The organism is Streptomyces sp. NPDC026673 (assembly GCF_040638135.1).
Taxonomy (GTDB): Bacteria; Actinomycetota; Actinomycetes; order Streptomycetales; family Streptomycetaceae; genus Actinacidiphila.
The window spans coordinates 29,347-48,777 of the sequence record NZ_JBEZXR010000067.1 but is presented as its reverse complement, the minus strand read 5'-3'; the positions used below and the strand labels follow the sequence as shown (position 1 = coordinate 48,777).

Annotated in this window: 3 protein-coding genes; 1 reads left to right on the top strand and 2 read right to left on the bottom strand. The window is 71.6% G+C overall.

Features of this window, described 5'->3' with window-relative positions; translation table 11 throughout:
* Positions 1–117: 117 nt before the first annotated feature.
* Together AB0F62_RS32970 and AB0F62_RS32965 are read right to left on the bottom strand one after the other, a co-directional pair.
* The gene (locus tag AB0F62_RS32970; protein WP_361807813.1) at positions 118–414 is read right to left on the bottom strand and encodes a hypothetical protein; all 297 of its coding nucleotides are present in this window, start codon (positions 412–414) and stop codon (positions 118–120) included.
* 49 nt (positions 415–463) lie between these two features.
* Positions 464–1,330 carry a hypothetical protein gene (locus tag AB0F62_RS32965; protein WP_361807810.1) on the bottom strand — a complete coding sequence of 289 codons (867 nt, stop codon included), beginning with the start codon at positions 1,328–1,330 and terminating at the stop codon, positions 464–466.
* A 182-nt stretch (positions 1,331–1,512) separates the two neighbouring features.
* Between AB0F62_RS32965 and AB0F62_RS32960 the strand changes: the two genes are divergently transcribed.
* On the top strand, positions 1,513–19,428 hold the full coding sequence (locus AB0F62_RS32960; RefSeq protein WP_361807807.1) for a hypothetical protein: 17,916 nt from the start codon (positions 1,513–1,515) through the stop codon (positions 19,426–19,428).
* The last annotated feature ends 3 nt before the right edge of the window (positions 19,429–19,431 follow it).

Below are 19,431 nucleotides of genomic sequence, written 5' to 3'. Positions count from 1 at the left end.
GATCCGGCCCCCCGGGTGAGGTAACGCCACGTCAGGGGGCCGGGGAAGCCGTCGGCCTGATCGCCCTTCCAGCCAGCCGGGTGGGATGCTTCCCACCCGGCCCTTCGCGTGCGGCCGCTACTTCTTGAAGTTGCTCGCGACCTGGGAGTCGAAGTCCTCGGCGCCCTTGGCGATGGAGGTGAACGCCTCGCCGAAGTTCTCCAGGCCGTGGATGGCCTGGGTGAGGCTGCTGGTGAACTGGGTGTAGGCGTCACGGATGGCCCCGCTGGCCTGGGGCAGCACCAGCTCGTCGTTGAGCATGCTCTCGACCTGGCCCTTCAGGCCCTCGAGCCGGGCCATCCACTCGGTGCAGGTGGACGCGTGCGCCGCCGCCCGCTGCCGGACGTCCTCGGGAACGATGTGAATCGCAGGCATTGCATCGCCTTTCTTCTCTGATGACGGGCCTGTGGGGGGATGTTCCCGATCAGGCGATCTTGGGGTTGGTTCCGCCGTGGGTACCCGGGTTCTGCGGGTGGGTGTCCGGGTTGTTGGGGTTCTTCGGGTCGTCGGGGTCTCCGCCGGGCTTGTCGCCGCCGGAGTACGTCCACTCCGGCGTCTTGCCGTCGGAGCCCTTCGGGCCGCGGGTGTACTCGGTGTGGCCGCCGTCGCTGTTCGTGACGGTCATGGTGCCGCTGCCGTCACTCTTGACGTTGGCCACCGTGTGCGCGGTACTGCCGTCCGGGTACGTGGTGTCCGTCGTGTAGCTGTCGCCGTTGTAGTTGGTGGTGGAGGTGTACTTCTTGCCGTCGTACTCGACGGTGGTCACCTCCTTGGTGACGTGGCCGTCCTTGTCGACCTCCACGTGCGAGTCGATGTGGCCGCGGTTGGTGTCCAGGTGGAAGTCGGGCGGCGTGTCACCGGGGTCCGTCGCGGAGCAGAAGTCCGGCAGCTCGCCAGGCCCCTTGCATTCGTCCAGATGCTGCTGCTTGTACTCCCACTGCCTCTTCTGATCCCGCCAGTTCTGCACGTGCAGGTTGGCGCTCATCACACCGATCTGGCCGCCCAGCTCGGAGTCGAACTCCCGGAACGCCTCTCCCACGGAGCCGAAGGCCGCGGCGAGCTCCTTGATGCCCTTGTCCGCGCGCCCCATCGTGCTGCTGGCGTTGGTGTGGAAGGTCGACATCGCGGTGGCCACCGCCTCATTGCCGAGTACCGTCAGCGCCTCGCCGTAGCCCGAGCTCAGCCGGCCGAAGATGCCCTTCTTGATGAGCGGGTCGATCTCGCCCGCCAGGGTCTCCAGGCGCTGCTTGGCGTCGTTGAGGACGTCGTAGTCGATTTTGATCTCGGGCACGGGGGACCTCCGGTCGGCCCTTGGAGAATCCGGTCACCTCGACCACGCACCACGCCCCCCGCCGGTTCACGGTGGCGCGCGGGTTTGACCCACGTCACATGAACCACCCGCGTGTCCCGCGCGTGGTCCACATGGAGAGCTCTGCCGTGCTCCTCCGCTCCGACCTGGGAGGGATCCCCCACATGCCTCGCCCGAGCGACTGGAACGTGGTCGGTCTCCACGGGGACCCCACTCCGGGAGACCCGGCCCAGATCCGTCAGCTGGTCACGGACCTGTCCACGATCGGTTCGCAGGCGAGGTTCATCGCGACGGCCATCGACGAGGTGATGAACACCGCCGACAGCAGCGTCTTCGCCGGGCAGACCGCGGACGCCCTGCGCGGCAAGATCGACGACCGGCTGCGCAACCACATCAACGACGTGGCCGACTCCTTCGAAGAGGTCTCCCGCACCCTGGGCGACTGGGCGAACAGGGTCGAGGAGGCCCAGGGCAAGGCCGACGGTGCCCTGTCGGCCGCCCGCGGCCTGCCGCAGGACGACCCGCAGCTGGAGGTGCACCGGCAGACCGCCCAGAGCGCGGGTGCGGAACTCGGCGAGCACGGAAACACCGTCGCCGGCGTGATCAACAAAGCCTCCGACATCCGGCTGCCGATCTCGGATTGCCAGGTCTTCTGGGAGATGTTCCAGATCCTGGCGATCATCCTCATCGTCCCGGCGCTGATCTTCGGTGGTCCGATCGCCCTGCTCGCCTTCGGCGTCAACATGACGCTGTTCGTGAAGGCCGCCATCGACTTCGCCCGCGGTGACATCGGCTTCCTCGACCTGTTCCTCGCCGGGCTCGGCATCATCGCCCCCACCACCAAGGCGCTGCCGATCTTCAGCATCGGCAAGCTCATCAAGGGCGGCGTCACCGCCGGCCTCCAGTGGGGCCGCGGCAGCATGCTGTCCCTGCGGGACATCATCAGCGGGTTCCGGTTCGCCACCGTCTTCACCGGGCTCCGGGACGTGGCGCGGATGAGCCTGACGTGGGTGCGCCAGGGCGGCCTGTGGGTCATGCAGAACTTCCACAACCTGCCCGCGCTCGCCGGCTCGGTGTTCGTCAAGAACGGGCTCGTCGTCGTGCAGGGCATCCGCGCCATTCCCACGGTGGTGCGCGGCTGGTCGACGGCCGTACGGGCCGGCGCTCCCGGGGCGTGGAACAACTTCCGCCTCTTCACGCAGGAGACCTGGAGCAGCCAGATGGGCGGCGCCAAGTGGACGCGCCTGCTCCTTCCCGTGACGCACACCGACATCGCGGAGTACGGGCTCAAGGGCGCCCTGCGCATGGGCTTCTGGGACCGCGGTGTCACGGGCCGGGGCGTGTGGGACCTGCCGGTGGGCGGCACGGCCGCGCACACCGCGAGCGCCGTGCCGATCGGCCCGCACGGCGCGACCCCGCACTTCGACGTCGCGCACGCCAACATCAACATGGCCCGGATGGACCTCTCCGACGTTCGCCTCGGCAACTTCGGCGACGCCCACACGTCCATCCGCCCGGCCTCCTTCTCCGTGGCGCCCATCGAGACCGTCGACCTGAGCGGGCTGCGGGTCGGCACGATGAACCCGGTCTCGGTGCACGGGGCGACCTCGCTGGTCGACGGCTCGACGTCCGGCTTCCGGGCCGTCCGGCACATGGACGACGTGGTCGACATCGCCGGCACGCAGCTGAACCGGATGAAGATCGACGCCTTCGACGTGACGCCCGGCCACATGACCGAGGGACTCGGCGTGAGCGCGGCGGCCCCGGGCGGCCACGTGACGCACTCCTCCGGCCTGTACGTCCCCGGCTCCGCGGGAACCCCGGCCGTGCACGAAGGCGTGGACATCGCCGCCCTGGCCGCCAAGGGGAACGGCAACCTGCTCGCGCAGGGCCAGATCGGCATCCTGACGGCACCGCAGGGCACCGGCGCGCTGCACACCGCCCTCACCGGCGTGCCCGCGCCCGCCCCGGGCACCACGGCGGTCCACGACCTCCTGGCCGCCCCCGGCACCCCGGGCGCGGGCGCCGCGCACACCGCGCTGACCGGTGTCCAGGCCCCGCCGAGCGCTGCCGGTGCCCACGACCTCCTGGCGGCGCCGGGTGTGCCGGGCGGCGCGCACGGCCCGGTCACCGGGGTCCCGGGGCACCAGAACGGCGCGGTCGCCGGAGGATCGGCGTTCGACCTGCTGGCGGCAGGCCCGAAGGCCACGCCGAACAACCCGGTCCCCACGCACATCGGATCCGCCCTCGGCGACAACGTTGCCGACGCCGCGCGCGCCCACCAGGCCCATCTGACCCTCGACGAGATCGTGCACCCCGCCGGCAGCGGCCGGCCCGGTTCCGCGGTCACCGACACCGCGCCCGGTTCCGCCGCCCACGCGGCCCCCGCTCCCGGCGCGCCCAAGGGCGGCGTGCACGGAACGCCCCCCAAGGACGCGGCCCGCTCCGCGCTCGACCTCCTCGACGACGGCCGGGGCGTCCGCCCCGTCGACGGCCCGGCCTTCGCCGGCGCGCCCGGAACCGGGAAGGCCGTGGACGCCGACGCGGGCCACGCCTTCGCCGGCGCGCCCGCGCGGAGCACCGACGACGTGGTCGTCACCCCGGGCACGCACGACAAGGTCGCGGTCACCGGGGACGGACACCTCGCGGTGCCGCTGCGTCAGGACTCCGCCCCGGTCCCGCCCGCGAAGTCGGGCGGCGGCCGCGTGCACTCGCACGAGACGGAACTGTTCCACGAGGTCAACCTGAAGCTGGGCAAGATGGGGTCCGGCGCGGTGACGGTGGAGACCGTGACCGCCGCCCGCCAGGTGCTGGAGGACCTCCGCGGCGCCGGCTTCACCAAGGTCGACGTCCGGGCGCAGGCCGACCAGCTGGCCGTGCACCTCCACGGCCAGGAACGCGGGAAGCTCCCGGGAGGCGCGCACCCCTCGGATCTCGACGACGAGCTGAAGATGCCGGGATCCTGGCCTTCCGAGAACGAGGTCCCCCAGGTCACGTCGCGGCCGGCGCCCGAGAGCGAGCGGGTGAAGATCGAGCACGTGCCGTCGGGTTCGCACTGGGAGATCAAGCCCAAGAGGGACGACATCAGTCGCGCGCTCATTCCGGACGCCGAGGACCTGGCGGTGGCCCACTGGCTGCGCAATTCGGAGGACGTCCATGTGTGGGACACGGCCACGGCAAGCCAGGCACGGCAGGAGTTCGATACCGCGCTGCGGGATCTGGACGACCTCAGGAACGCGCGGAACCAGGCCGGCACCGACGACGACTTCGGCAAGGCCCTCCAGCACCAGGAAGAGACGTTCCTGGAGAACCAGAAGCTGTTCGAGCTCCTGAGCGGGCGTCCGGAACTGCAGAGGCTGCAGGAGCCGCAGTTGGCGGCCGTGATCATGATCGAGCGGCGCGCCCTGCGGAGCCTCGACAGCGACCGGAAGCTGCTGACGGACAATCTGCTCAGCTGGAACAAGGAGCGCTCCCTCTGGAAGTGGGCGGAGGGGTACGTCGAGAACGGCAAGGTTCCCGAGGGCCTGATCGACTCCGTCCAGAAGCACCTGCAGCAGGGCATGCCCCTGACCGTCAACCGGAACCTGGCCGAACTGAAGGGCGCCACGCCGCTCCTGGACGTGATGATCCAGGACAACAAGGCCCTCTTCCGCAACGTGTGGGAGGTCAAGGGCACCGACCCCGGCCAGGTGTCGTACCTGAACGCCCGTGGTCCCGCCGAGGAGTCGCTGGGTTACCCGGCGACCGTCAAGCGGACGACGAACGCGTCCGGGAGTTACCCGGGTCTGGAGGGCCAGAAGTTCGCGCCGGGTCCCGGAGACCGCGGGACGCTCCCGCACTACGCCGCCGTCACGTCCGACTTCCGCCCACAGGGCGCCTCGCGCTACGGCTCGGCGGTCTTCCACCTCAAGCCCGAGGTGGTCCAGCGGGCCACCTTCACGCCGGGGGACAGTTTCGGACGGGGTCTGGAGGGCGCCGAGGGCGTCACCGGCCTCGGCAACATGCTGCCGCTGATGAACAACGGCCGCGCGGGGCTGGTGCGCCTGGCGTTCGCCGAGGCGACCGACTTCACGTTCGACGCCGAGTTCCGCCAGCTCCGTGACACGGGCAAGCTGGAGGAGCACCTGTCGAGGGCCGGGTACTTCGAGGCCCAGATCCACGGCGGCGTGACGTGGCAGGACCTCGACCGCGTCGTGCTCTTCGAGGACGGCCGGGGTGCGGCCGCGATGCTGGACGACCAGATGAAGCTCCAGCAGTTCGCCCGTGACAACGGCTTCTCCTTCACCGTCGTCCTCGGGCCGGACGCCAAGGCGGCACACGCCGGTGGCACGCACGTCACCGTTCCGGACACCTCTCCGGCTCCGGGCGGAGCCCTGTCCGCTGCTCCCTCCCCGGCCCCGGCCCCGGCCCCCGCCGCCGTCACCGACGCCACCGCCGGCGCACCGGGCGCCCTCACCGACGCGGGCCGCGGTGGCGGCCGGATGAGCGTGTCGGACTTCGGGCGTCTGGCCGACATCGAGGGCGCGCGAGTCGAGAGGATCCTGGGGCCGGCCGGTGGAGAGCTGCGCCGCACATGGGGGGAGCTCGTGGCCGCCCGCAACGACCAGGGCGACGCGATCTCGCGGTTGCGCCATCCCGGCGACGCCAGCACCTCGACCGGCCCGGGCGTGACCGATCTGACACTGCAGCACCAGATCGATGCCGCCAAGGCGCGGATCGACGCCGCGTGGAACAGGCTCACCGAACTCCACGGCGATCCCGCGCACATCGACGCGCAGATGAACGAACTCTTCGCCGACGGTGCCAAGATCCGGGGCACCGGTGTCGGCGCCGGCCATGGTGCGACGGGACCTGTCGGCACCCCCCACCTCGACGCCAATGGCGCCACCGGCAACCCGGTCGACGCCCACGCGACGACCGACGAGGTGCTCACCGGCGGCAGCCACGGATCCACCCGCGGGACGGGCACGTTCGACGGCCCGCTCCACGGTGACGTGCGGATCACCTCAGGCGACGGACACACCGTCGCTCCGCCGCGCCAGGAACCGGCACCGGCACCGGCACCGGCGACCGGGTCGGGCGGCGGGCGCGTGCACTCGCATCAGGCGGAACTGTTCCACGAGGTCAACCTCAAGCTGGGCAAGATGGGCGCGGACGCCGTGACGGTGGAGACCGTGACCGCCGCGCGCCAGGTGCTGGAGGACCTCCGCGGCGCGGCCTTCACCAAGGTCGACGTCCGGGCGCAGGCCGACCAGTTGGCCGTCCACCTCGCGGGCCCGGAACGCGGGAAGCTCCCCGGCGGCGTCAGGCACACGGACTTCGCCGACGACGCGCCCGCCACCCCGGGGCCGGGCGGGCACCACGCGCCGCCCGTCCCGCCGAGGCCCGAGAGCGGCCTGCTCGCGGGGCTCGACGACCTGGTCCTGGACGACACCGGAGCGCCGGTGCGTTCGCGCTTCGACTTCGACGACGACTCGGTGCCGGGCTCCCCGGTCGGCGAGCACGGCACCGATGACCTGGACGGCTTCTCGGAGTTCGTCGACCTGATCCGCCCGCTGCGGCAGCACGTGGAGCGGGCCATCGACAACCCCGCCGCGGACATCGAGGTGGCCCTCGTCGCCAGCCCCGGAGGCCGGACCTGGCGCGAGTTCTCCGACGACGTCGGCCACGCCATGGTGGCCGTGATCCTGCCGGGCGAGCGGCAACCGCTCACGATCGGCTTCTACCCCGAGGACGGGAACCTCTTCGGCAAACCGGGTGCCATCGTCAACGACGCCGAATACCTCGTATCCGGGCACGTCCGCGTACTCGGCACCTACCGGATCACGGCGGCGCAGCTGTTCGACGGGTACCGCTACGCGATGGCCAACTCCGGTGCCGTGTACGACCTGTTCCGCTACAATTGCGTGCGGTTCGCCGAGGGCTTCGTCTCCGCCGCGCTCGGCAAGTCCGTGGCGGACCTGTGGGTGGCGGCCCCGTACCGCCTCGTCGACACGATGCTGCGCCGCGACGGCGCGTGGCACTGGGCGGACGGCACGTCGCCCGTGGCCAAGCTGACCGCCGACGACACGATCCGGTACCAGGACGCCTTCGGGGAGGTGGAGGACTGGCGGCGTGTCGACCCGGACGGGGCGCGAGACGCCACCGACCAGGCGAAGACCTTCGTGTTCTTCGACCACCAGCGTCCCCTGATCGACGGCAACATCGCGACCGTTCCGCAGAAGGAACGTCTCGCGATCCTCGGCCAGTTCGAGAAGATGATCACCCACACCATCCTCACCTCGGGTGACGACGCGGGACGCCAGCTGTCGCGCCAGCTGGGCGAGACGTACGGCACGCTCCGTCCGGGGCTGTCCGACCTGCCGGGACCGTCCGTGACGGTGCCCGCCGCCGACGACTCGCTCTCCGGGATCGGGCGGGGTTCCGTCGACAGCGTGCCGGAGCCGGTGCCGAGCCCCGGTGGGTCGGCCGCGGGGGACTCCGCCGGTCACCTGCCGCCGTCCTCGGTGCACTACCCGTCCGACGTGCAGCACCTGTTCGGCGAGATCGACGACATGCTGCACGAGATGGGCATGTTCCGGCACTCGGTGGACGACCTGCCGTCCGGTCCCCCGTCACCCGTGCACCCCGGGACCGGCGGTGACGTCCACGTCGGCACCGGCGGGGACGACGTCGTTCGGTTCATGGACGAAACACGGCCGGTGCGGCAGCACCTGGAGCACGCGATCGCCGACCCCGCCGCCGACATCCGGCTGGTCCTGGGGACCGACGGCTCGACGGGCGCCCGTTCGCTGACGGTCTGGCTGCCGGGCCGTGACGCGCCGGTGTCCCTGGGCCCCGGCGCGCCGGGCGAACCCGGTGTCGTCCGCGGCACCGCCGACGGGGCCCCGGCGGGTGGGACGCACGTCCTGGAGGAGCACCGGATCACGGCGGCACAGCTGGAGAACGCCTATCTGTACGCGGCTCGGAACCTGCCGCTGTGGCACACCGACGCGGGCCGGTTCACCGACGGGTTCATGGACGCGGTGCTCGACGCGCGGCCCGCGGCGCCCGAGGGTTCGGTGGGCACGGCGGTCCACGACGTCCCGGACACACCCCCTGCGGTGGGGGACAAGGGGAAGGGCAAGTCGCCCACCGGCACCGGCACCGGCACCGGCACCCTGGACACCACCGGTACCGGATCGGACCACGGCGGCGTGCGCGGGAACTCCGCGGACGACCTGTCGGAGATCGACGCGTCGGCCGCCATCACCGACGCCCGCCGCGAGCTGATCAACGCCCGGACGATCCGCGACGACCTGCAGACGCGCTACGTGGACGGCGTCGGCACCTCGGCCGAGGTCGACGGCGTCCGCTACCTCGAGTCGTGGCAGCAGGTCAGGCAGGCCGACGCCGCTCTGGCCCAGGCGGAGGCCCACTGGAACGACCTGACCGGCGGAGCGCCGCTCCCCGAGGTGCAGGCCTACACCGGCCACGGCCTCGGCGGCGGCGCGCCGCGCCTGCCGGAAGGACTGCGTTCGCTGCTGCACCTCAAGGGCCGCGGCGACGTACTCCCGCCGGCTCCCGAGGGAGTCGTGCAGTCCGTGGACCACGTCCCGTCGGCGACCCACGTCGTCACCCCCCTGGAGGGCGGCACGTTCAGCCACGCCCTGGTGCCCAGCGGCCAGGACCTGACGGTGGCCCACTGGCTGAGCGAACCGCAGTCGGCCCACGGCTGGCCCAAGGGCCAGGGCAAGGAGGCCTACGAAGGCGACCTCAAGGCCCACCAGGACATCCTGTCCAAGGGGCTGGCGGGCGCGGAGCACGACGACGCGCTGAAGTCGGTGCTGCAGCAGCAGAAGAACTCGTTCGACGAGAACGTGCGGCTGTTCCAGGCTCTCGAGGGCCGTACGGAACTGCGGAACCTCCGCATGCCGCAGCTCTCCGCGATCGTCATGGCCGAACGGCGCGCCATCCGCACGCTCGCGGCGGACACGGACCAGCTGACCACCAAGCTGCGCGGCGACGACTGGGAGTGGGCGAAGGGCTACCGGCTCGACGGGGCGGAGGCCGGTGAGCTCGTCACGAAGGTCCACAAGCATCTGCAGGACGAGCTCTCGCTCACGGTGAACCTCAAGCTCGGCAACCAACTGCCGGGCGGCGGGACGCTGCTGGACGCGATGACCGCGGACCAGCAGCTGCTCCGCAACGCATGGGAGATCGACAACGCCGGCGCCGGGTACTACGTCACGCGCGGCAACACGGAAGAGGCCCTCGGCCTGCCGTCGTCCGTGAAGCGGACGACGGACGCCTCCGGGATCTACCCGGGCCAGGGCGGCAAGCAGTTCGCCCCGACCGCGGCCGACATCGCGGACCTCCCGAACTACGCCGCCCTCACCTCCAAGTACCGGCCCAGCGGCGTGAAGATGTACGGGCAGGCGGTCTTCCACCTCAAGCCCAACCTGATGGAACGGGCCACGTTCACGCCTGCGGACAGCTTCGGCCAGGGCCTGGACGGCGCCATGAGCGTCACCGGGCGAGGCAATATGCTGCCGCTGCTCAACCACGGCCCCGAGCAGCTGGTCCGGCTCGCCTTCGCCGAGGCGACCGACTTCCAGTACGACAGTGTGTTCCGCGGCCTGCGCGATGCCGGGAAGATCGAGGGAAGGCTCAACAGGTACTTCGAGGCCCAGCTCCACGGTGGCGTGAAGTGGGACGACCTCGACCGCGTCGTGCTCTTGGACGACGGCTTCAACCCGGCTGGGCTGCAGGCGCAGAAGCTGCAGCTGGAGCAGTTCGCCACGGACAAGGGACTCTCGTTCACGGTCGAGGTCCACAACGCGCGACCGGGCGCCGCGGTCTCCGCCCCGGGCGCGCCCCCGACGCCCCCTGGATCCGGTGGCGCCCATCCCGGCGGAACCGGCGGCGCCGGTCCCTCGTCGGTGCATGGGCCCGGGCCGACCAGCGGCCACCCGGGCGGTCCCGGCACTCCGCCCGCACCGGGCGGCAGCAAGGCCGGTGGCGTGGCCGGTGAAGTGCACGAGAATTACGAGGACCTTCGCTTCACCGCCTCGCTCCTGGACGAGGGCGGCGTGCCCCGGGCGGACCTCATGGACGAGGCCGCCAGGATCGCGGACACCCGGCACGTGCTGTCCCGAGAGGACGAGCTCTTCCACACGGTGAACCTGAAGCTCCAGAAGCTGGGGCAGGGCACCGTCACGCGCGCCGAGTTCGACGACGCGTTCCGGACGCTTCAGGGCACGCACGGCGGGTCCCTGCCGCGGATGAACACCCGGGCCCTGGCCGAGGACGTCACGGCGGTCGTGCTCGGCGAGGCGCCTCCGAGGATGCGCGCCGGCATGCCGCCCGCGTCCGTCGCGGATGACGCGGCGGGCGGTGTCTCGGCACCCGCGCCCGCCGCGCCCGCCGTGCCCGCGGCACCCGCGGCACCCGCCGTGCCCGCGGCACTCCCGGCCGTCGACGGCCGGACGGTCGTCGGGATCACGGGTCATGACGGCGTGGTGGTCCGGGTGGAGAACGGCACGCCGCAGGTGCTCGGTGCCGGTGCCCACCACTTCGACGTGGTGGACGTGCAGAGGAACGGTGCCCAGTTCACGGTCCGGCAGTTGGACGCAGGTGGCTCCTCCGTGCACACCTGGACGTACCGCCGTGTGGGCCGGCTGGGAGTGGCCCAGGAGACCGTGACGTTCTCCGGCGGCCACTTCGGTGGGGCGAGCGTCATGATCAAGGGCGCTGACGGGCTCGTCGTGCGGGTGGGCGACGCCACGTGGCCGGCCAAGCTGAGCGACGCCGGTGAGATCATCGTGGCCTCGCCGGTCGGCAACCAGGTCTACCACCCCGTCACGGGTGCCCTGATCCGCGGCGAAACGCCCGCGCGGACCCCGCTCGCCCTGCCCGCTGACCTGCCTCCGGCTCAGGGCGACAGCTGGCGGGCCGCAGTCCACCTGGCTCAGACGCATCTCGGCAGGGCGGCCTCGGACAACGAGATCAAGCTGTACATGCAGGGCGTCATCAGCGGGGCGTTCACCTCGAAGAAGGGGTACGGCGGCTACGTCGACCCGGCGCTGGCGGCGGATCCGGATTTCCTCCGGAAGGTCGAGCATTTCAACAAGGTCACCAAGGACCTGCTGCACGAAGGCGCCAACGAGCCGATGACGGTGTGGCGCGGCGTGTCGATGGACCCGCACGCCGCACAGGCCACCGAGTTCATCGAGCGGCTCCCCGCCTCCACGTCCAACAACCGCGCGTTCCAGGCGGAGTGGGCGAAGAACGGCGTCAGCAGCAACCGCGTGGTCTTCGAGATCGACGTCCCGGCCGACCACGGCAAACTCGCCATGGCGTACCCGCCCGGCTACGGCAAGGCCGGCGACGACGCGCCGGCGCTCAACCAGGACCAGTGGGAGGTGACGCTCTCGCCGACCAAGCTGGTCCGGACCGGGCCTTCCCGGATCGAGGACGGCATCACCGTCATCCCCGTCCGCGCCGAGCAGATCCCGGCGAACGACCTCAAGGGTCTGATCGGCCAGAAGTGGGAGGGCCTTGACTCGGCCACCGCCTTCGCCGACTTCGGCAGGGCCTTCGAGCAGGGGGCGGTGCGACGCTGGGAGGGGCTGGGGGACGCGGTGGTCCGCCAGGAGGCCGCCGGCCCGTCCACGAAGAAGTTCGTGATCAGCCGTCCCGGACTGGCCGGCGAGCTCGAGGTGAAGATCACCCACCATTCGGACGCCAACACGGTGTCGGTCGGCATCACCGGTGGCCAGGGCCAGTTCAGCGGTACGTGGAGCGGCACCGACTTCAGGAATCTCGCCGCCGACCTGCGCGGCACCGTGCTCCACAACAACGACCTCTTCAACCCGCTGCCGACTCCCTCGTCCTGGTCGGCCGCCTCCCCGCCCGCACCGATGCGTACGGAGCCCGTACGCGGGACGGAACCGGTCCACACACAGGTCACCGACCTCGACCACACATCCACCCCGCATCTCGACGCCGCGACATCCGGCGGCGGCGTCGCACCCCGCGCACCCGCGGCCGCGAGCGGCCCGTCGACGGTGGGTGCGTTGCCGGACCTCTCCGCGGCGCGGCCGCTCGCGCACGAGTTCCCGGGGTTGCGGGGCGGGACACGCCCGATGCCCGCGGCACACCCGCCGGCCGACCTCAAGCCGCTGAACGACGCCCTGAACGCGCACGCCGTCGCTACGAGCGAGCTGCGCCAGGCCGAGAACCGCCTGGTTCAACTGCCGGCCGGCTCCCCCAAGCTGCCGGCGGCCGCGGACGGTGTGACCGCCGCCACCGAGCAGGAGAGGCTGGCCATGGCCGCGCTGAACGGCGCCGTTGACGACCTCATCCGCTCGCGGAACCTGACCCAGGTCGAGGTCAACAGCCTCGTCGACCGGCTCGCCGGATCGAGTTACGTCGACCAGGCCGTACACCTGCGCGCGCACGGCGACGACCTGGACCGCTTCGCCCGCACGCCGGAAGGCTCCGGCCGCCCCGACCAGGTGCTCTGGAACGGTACCGAGTTCGAGGCCCAGGCGGGCGAGGTGCGCCTGAGGGCCACCGACCTCGAGAACGCGCTGCAGCCCGGTTCCACGATCACCCACGGGGAGATCCGCGCCCTCACCGAGAAGCTGAGGGAGGCGTCCAGGTTCCTGTACGCGAACCTGGACGGATTCGTCAAGAACGCCTCCGACCTCGGCGGCGCCTATGCGCTGCGCGCCCAGCACAGGGCGCTCGTCCTCGCCGCGGACCACTTCCTGAAGCTCGTGGACGATGCCGTCGCCGCGACTCCCCCGGGGGAGGCGGTACGCCTGGCCCGGTCGTTCGACGTCGAAAAGGCATACCGCGGCCTGTCGGGCGGAGCTGTCGACACCGTGCGCAGGTACCGGGTGTGGGGGGCGTACAAGGACGTACCGACGGGCCATCAGTGGGGGAAGGTCCTGCCCGACGCCGAGGGGAAGTGGGCCTCGGCGATCGGGGACTTCCCCGGCAACCTGACGACCGGGCAGCAAGGCCGGTTCGTCAAGAACCTCTCCGGCGAGAACGTCGCGGTGTTGCGCGAGGAGTTCGACACCCTCCTCCGCGGGCTGGACACGGAGGACGCGCGGGCCCTGCGCGATCTCCGGAACCACGTGCAGAACCTCCCGCACAGGATCAAGCACGCAACGCCCGCATACCTCACCATGGCCAACAGCGGGTTCATGATGTCCCAAGGCGAACTGGAGCGCCGGGGGCTGAAGTTCCTGGCCTCCGGCAAGAGTTCGGTGAAGAACACCTCCAACCTGGGCAACGACGACTTCGTGTTCTTCCGGATGGAGGCGGGCGACGCGCCGATGCAGACCCGGTACGGGCCCACCACTCTGATCTTCGACGCCAAGGTGCTGGAGGAGAGGGGCGGCTGGGTGTCGCTCCACGACCAGCTCAACCCCCTGGACCGTCCGACCATGCGGAACCTGGAGTGGGAGGGGAAGAGCGTCCGCACGGCGGCGTTCGACGAAGGCTTCACGGGAACGGGTGAGCGGGCCAGGTGGACCTACACCTACCCGGACGGCACCACACGGTCCGTCTCCTTCGAGCAGGAGGTCTTCCACGGGGCGGACGTGAAGGACGGGCTCGCCCTGTCCGTCGTCCGCGAAGTGCACGCCATCGGCGGTGACTACAAGGCCCACGTGCTGAGGGTCATGGGCAACCCGGACGAACTGCGCAAGGTCGTCTCCGACCTGTTCCGCCCCGAGGCGAAGTTCGGCGGCAACCTGCCGTTCACGCCCCTGGGGGCCAAGGCGGCCTCCGGACGCTGGACCGGCCTTGTGGACGTCCACAACCCGATGGGAGACGGCCGGTACTTCCCCGACGGCACCGTCGACCCGATCGCCAGGGCCGCGGGCAAGCTGCACGACGAAGCACTGGACCGGCTCCGCCAGGCCGACAACGGCATCGCGAGCGGGTACACCAACTCGCTCAATTTCAACCTGCGCAAGGCGCAGGCGCACGCCGAGCAGTCGGTCAACCTGACCGATGACTTCAGGAAGACCGCCACCGGCGACCGCCTGGCGATGGCCGAGAGGCTGTTCGTCGAGCGCACCGCGCTGCTCGACGACATCAAGAGCCGGCTGGCGGCGGCGCAGGAACCTCCGGCGCACCCTCCCATCGGGGATCACCAGAAGCCGACGCACGCGCCGGCCGACGGTCAGCAGAAGCCGCCGCCCGCGGTCCGGAAGAAGCCCGTCGTCCCCAAGCCCAAGGCGGGTTCCTCCACCCAGCCCGCACCGTTCACGCTCCCGCCGGAGCTGGACCGGGTGATCTCCGGTGCGCTGCCCGACGCGACCGACGACATGCGTCTGGTGATCGGGAAGCTGGTCGAGAACGGCGGAAGCGTCCACCTCGAGAAGTTCGACGGCGCGAACATCACGAAGGCCTTCGGGATCGGCCGCAACAGGGTGGACGCCGCCGTCAAGGCCATGTCGGATCACGCGTACCAGTACAGCGGTGACAAGGTGATCGGTCTTCGCGACGAAGCGCGCAAGGTGTTCATTCCGCAGAAGCCCGTGTCCGACCTCCCCTCGACGTCCTCGGCGCCGGGTGCCGCCCCCGAGGCACCCCTGCCCGGCGCCGGCGGCTCCGGCCTCCAGCCGCCGCACACGATGGGCGGCACACCCGCGTCCGCGCCGGCCGTGGGTGACGGTTCGCGTGCTCCGGGTGCGGGGCCGCTGGATCTGACGCTGGACCCGGACTGGAGCGCGGCGCGTGGCGCGGCGGCGCCGAACACGGTGAAGCACTCGTGGGTGGACCCGGTGTCCACGCCGCGGGGCGGTGGCGCTCACGCGCCGCGGTACGAGGTGCGAGCCGGTTTCGACGTGCGTACGTTCCCGTTGGGCGGGCATACCGTCACGGATCTGACCGTGCGGGTCCGGCTGGCCGCCGACGGTCTGTCGCCGTCCCGGGCCGACGCGCTGTGGGAGCGTGCGCTGGGCGGTGTGGAGAGGGTCTTCAACCGTCCCGGTGGGGTGCTGGGCGACGGCAGCGTCCTGCACGTCACGCTGGAGCGCGTCACGGGCAATGCCGGCGACGCGCATCTGAACGTGCGGGTGGGCGGCCCGGACGGTGCGATGAACCAGCACCAGTGGCGCATCGACGCCACCGAGCAGGATCTCGCGCACGAGCTGGGTCACCAGTTGGGTCTGCGGGACGAGTACCGGGACTCGACGGCGGGCCACCGGCCCGAGGTCGACGGCAGCCTCATGGGCAACTACCACAACGCCGCCCCGGAGGGCCTGACCCAGGGCGGACTGCGCTCCCGCTACCTCGACCTCATCCACGCCCAGGTCCGCAACCACGACCACGTCCACCTCCACGTGCCGCACGCCCATGCCGTCACGGACGACGCGGTCGCACCCCCCTCGCCCGGCAAGGGCCGTGCCGACGCGGACGGCGCCTCGCCGGACCAGGGCCGGGACCTGACCCCGCGCCCCGGCGATCCCATGTCCGGAGCGGACGCCACCCAGGCCGTGCAGGACGCCGTACGCAACCTCGCACAGGCGAACCGGCGGTTCCGGGAGCTCCAGGCGCTCGACCTGGTCGGGACCGGGTCCTCGAACAGGGCCGGGCTGGAGGCGGCGCGCGAGCGGGTGGTCACCGCGGAGGCCCGTCTCGCCGAGGCGGAGGCCGCCGAGCTGAGGGTGGCGGCGGCCGAACACGCGTCGCCCGCGCCCGTGCCGTCCGTACCGCCGGTGCCATCCGTGCCTCCCGTGCCGCACGCGCAGGACGGAATCTCCGGTTCGAGCTCGGCGTCGTCGCTGCGGGACACGGACTCGCTGTCCGGCACGGAGACCTTCCCCACCGCTCACGGATACTTCTCGGAGTCCGCCGAGCCCCATCCGCGCCGGATCGACGAGGCCGACGGGACCTTCACCCGGTACGACGAGCACGGCACCACCCTCGCCACGGGACGGCCGCTCCCGGCGCTGCCGGGTGTGCCGGACGGTCTGAACCTGGTCACTCCGCCGCAGGGTGCCGCCTGGCTGGAGGACGCGACCGGCACGCGCATCGCCCACTTCCGCGGCCAGGAGGTCACCGCCACGGCTGACGGCCTGCGGGTGACCCACGTGCACACCGGCGGTCCCCGGGACGGGGAGTTCATCCAGATCGGCACCGACGGCACCCTGGTCAAGCAGGGCTTCAACGTCCTGGACAAGGGCAGGCCCACGCCCTACCAGTACGTCCTGGACCACCCGAACGGCGTGTGGGAGCGCACCGGCCCCGCCGGCACCGGAACGGGCGTGTTCCACCAGGGCAGGGCGGACCTGACGGGCGCCGCGAACGGCAGGGTGGTGCTGCTCAGCGCGACCGGCGCACCGGTCCCCGTCTTCGAACGCCGGGTGCTGCCCGGCGGCGGGCTCCTCGACTCCTTCCGTCGCACCGACACCATCGACTTCGGCCGTGCGAACCCGCGTACGAGCTGGGCGCGCTGGGGTGACGAGGCCACGCTGTCGGGTGCGGGGATCCGCGAGTACGACACCGCGGGCACCGGCTGGCGGGACCTCGACGGGCGCGGCAACGTCGTCCACGAGTACCAGAGCGGTCTGCAGAAGCACGGCAACGGCACGGGTCACACGCTGGCGCTGAAGAACGAGAACGGCGAGCTGCGCTGGCACCGCTACGACGGCGCCGCCAAGGAACTCGCCGACGGCCCGCGGACCCCGGACCGGTACGACTCCGGCTGGACCGACCTCGCCGACGACGGGCAGACCCTCGTGCAGCGCAAGTGGGGCATGGGCCACTTGCCCGAACACGCCGGCCAGTACGAGGAGCACAGGCTCGTGCAGGACGCGGCCGCGCCCGGCGGGTGGAAGACCGACGGGACCTGGCAGCGCCAGTCGCCGCACGGCAAGGAGGCCGGCAAGGCCGAGGTCGTCGACGGCCACCTGCTGGTCACCGAGCGGTGGCGCGAGCAGCGTCCCCCGGTCTGGGTCCGCAAGGGCTTGCTGCCGGGTGCGGGGCACGCGCAGGGCGCCTACGCCCATGTGCTCGGCGACAACGCGTACCAGCTGTTCACCTGGCAGAAGCGGCCGATCGGCAACGGGACCGGTGCCGCGTCCTCGGGCGTGCGCTACGTCGGCCTCGACGGCGCCGTCCTGGACCTCACGGCGAACGGCGACTTCGCGCGCCTCACGGCCACGTTGCACGACGGCACCACGCTGAAGGTCGGCGATCACGCCCGCGGCCCCGGCTACGCCCCGGCCGACGCCTCGTACGTGCCCTGGGAGGACTCCGGCGGCCGGCGCGGCTACCGCGTCCCGCAACAAGGGTCCCCCGACGGCCCGCTGTGGCAGGACCGCTTCCAGGGGCCGGACGGCCGCCTGAGGGTCGCGCGCGAGGGTCTGGCGGACGGAGTCGTGCGCGAGTACGTCGACGCGCCGGTCGTCGGACATCCTTCCGGCCGCGGCGCCTGGGTCACCCGCGACGCGCACGGCAACCTCACCGGCATGCGGTACCCGAACCCCGATGGCGCCGCGAACAGCTTCATCGAGGGCCTGGGGCGGGCGGACTCCGCGAAGTGGACGTGGCGGGAGACGGACGCCCAGGGCAATCACCTCGGGCGTTCCGGCACCAGGGAGTTCTTCCGCGGCTCCGACGACCCGAAGCTGTCGTGGGACGACTCCTTCCGGGACCTCGACGCGGACCGCAGGCTCGTGCGCGAGCGCCGCATGCTGGACAACGGCCGCTACGTGGAGGCCTGGCGCGACACGTCCGCCGGGGAACGCTGGCCGACGTCGACGTACGAACGGAACGGGAACCCGGTCGCCTCCGCCCCGGGGCAGCAGGTCCGCACCTGGTGGAACGGCACGGCCTGGCAGGACCAGTGGTCCCGCGGCGCACGGCACTTCCGTGACGAACTGCGGCCGCTGCCCGGCGCCGACGGTGCCACCGTCCGGCTCCGCGAGGTCCCGGTCGGCCTCGGCGGCCCGCTGCGGGTGCGCGAGTACGACCCCGCGGCCGCGACCCCGCACTCGGTGTGGAAGGAGTTCGACCACGGATCCGTGGTCCGCGAGCGCAGGGCGGAGGGCACCGGCTACCTGGAGACCGACGCCTGGCGCGGCCGGTGGAACCGCTACGATGCCGGCGGCGAACTCGTCGCCCAGCGCACCGACAGCGGCCTGGTCTGGGAGCGCGGCGGTCCGTTCGACCAGATGAGGCTGGTCGGCAACGAGTACGACCACCGCGGGCCGCTGACGGAGATCCGCGGCTGGGGACGCCGGATCCGCGAGGCCCAGCGCATGCCGTGGTCGGGCACGGTTGCCCCCGACGGCGCCGGTGCGGCGCTCCGCGAGGCCCGGTACGAGCCGTACTGGCGGACGGTGGCGTACAAGGCCGCCCTGGAGTTCGGCCAGGAGTTCGTCCTGGAGTTCGGCGCCAACCTGGCCGTGAACGGCATCGTGGCCGCGGCCCAGAACAAGCCGTTCACCGGCAAGGACGCGCTCAAGGCGTTCGCCAACGCCGCCGTGTCCTCGGGCGTCAAGACCGGTCTGGGCATCGCGGTGCACGAGAACCGGATCCCGGGGCTCCGAAACCTCGGCAACCTCAAGACGACCCTGGCCAACATCGACGGCGGCAAGCACCCGCAGCGCAGGCCGTTCAACCACGACAAGACCTGGACCAACGAGTGGGCCGGTAACGAGACCCCGACGCGCTGGCGCGGAGGCATCTACGACTTCACCTTCAGCGCGGGCACCAGCGTGATCTCGGGGTGGGTCAACGGCGCCATGAACGCCGCCGTGTGGGGAGTGAGCGACGCCAACGGGAACACGGTCAGGCTCAGCGGCGCGGACGCCTTCCTGGACGGCGGCATCAACGCCACCGCGGCACTGACGACCGCGGCCTCCACCGCTCTGGTGAAGAACGTGATGGTGCTGGGTGGCGGCAGCCGGCTCTTCCACCGGCAGGGCTTCGCGGACTTCTGGATCCAGCTACCCTTCAAGATCTTCGAGAAGTCGATCCAGTCGGTTTACCTGACCGGTGCCTACCGTGCGAGCATCAACCCGTCCTGGTACCAGGCACCACCGGCCGGCACCCAGCAGAAGCAGTAGAGG

Coding starts and splice junctions, on each gene's coding strand:
- AB0F62_RS32960 (WP_361807807.1), top strand. CDS start 1,513: ATGCCTCGCCCGAGCGACTGGAACGTGGTCGGTCTCCACGGGGACCCC.
- AB0F62_RS32970 (WP_361807813.1), bottom strand. CDS start 414: ATGCCTGCGATTCACATCGTTCCCGAGGACGTCCGGCAGCGGGCGGCG.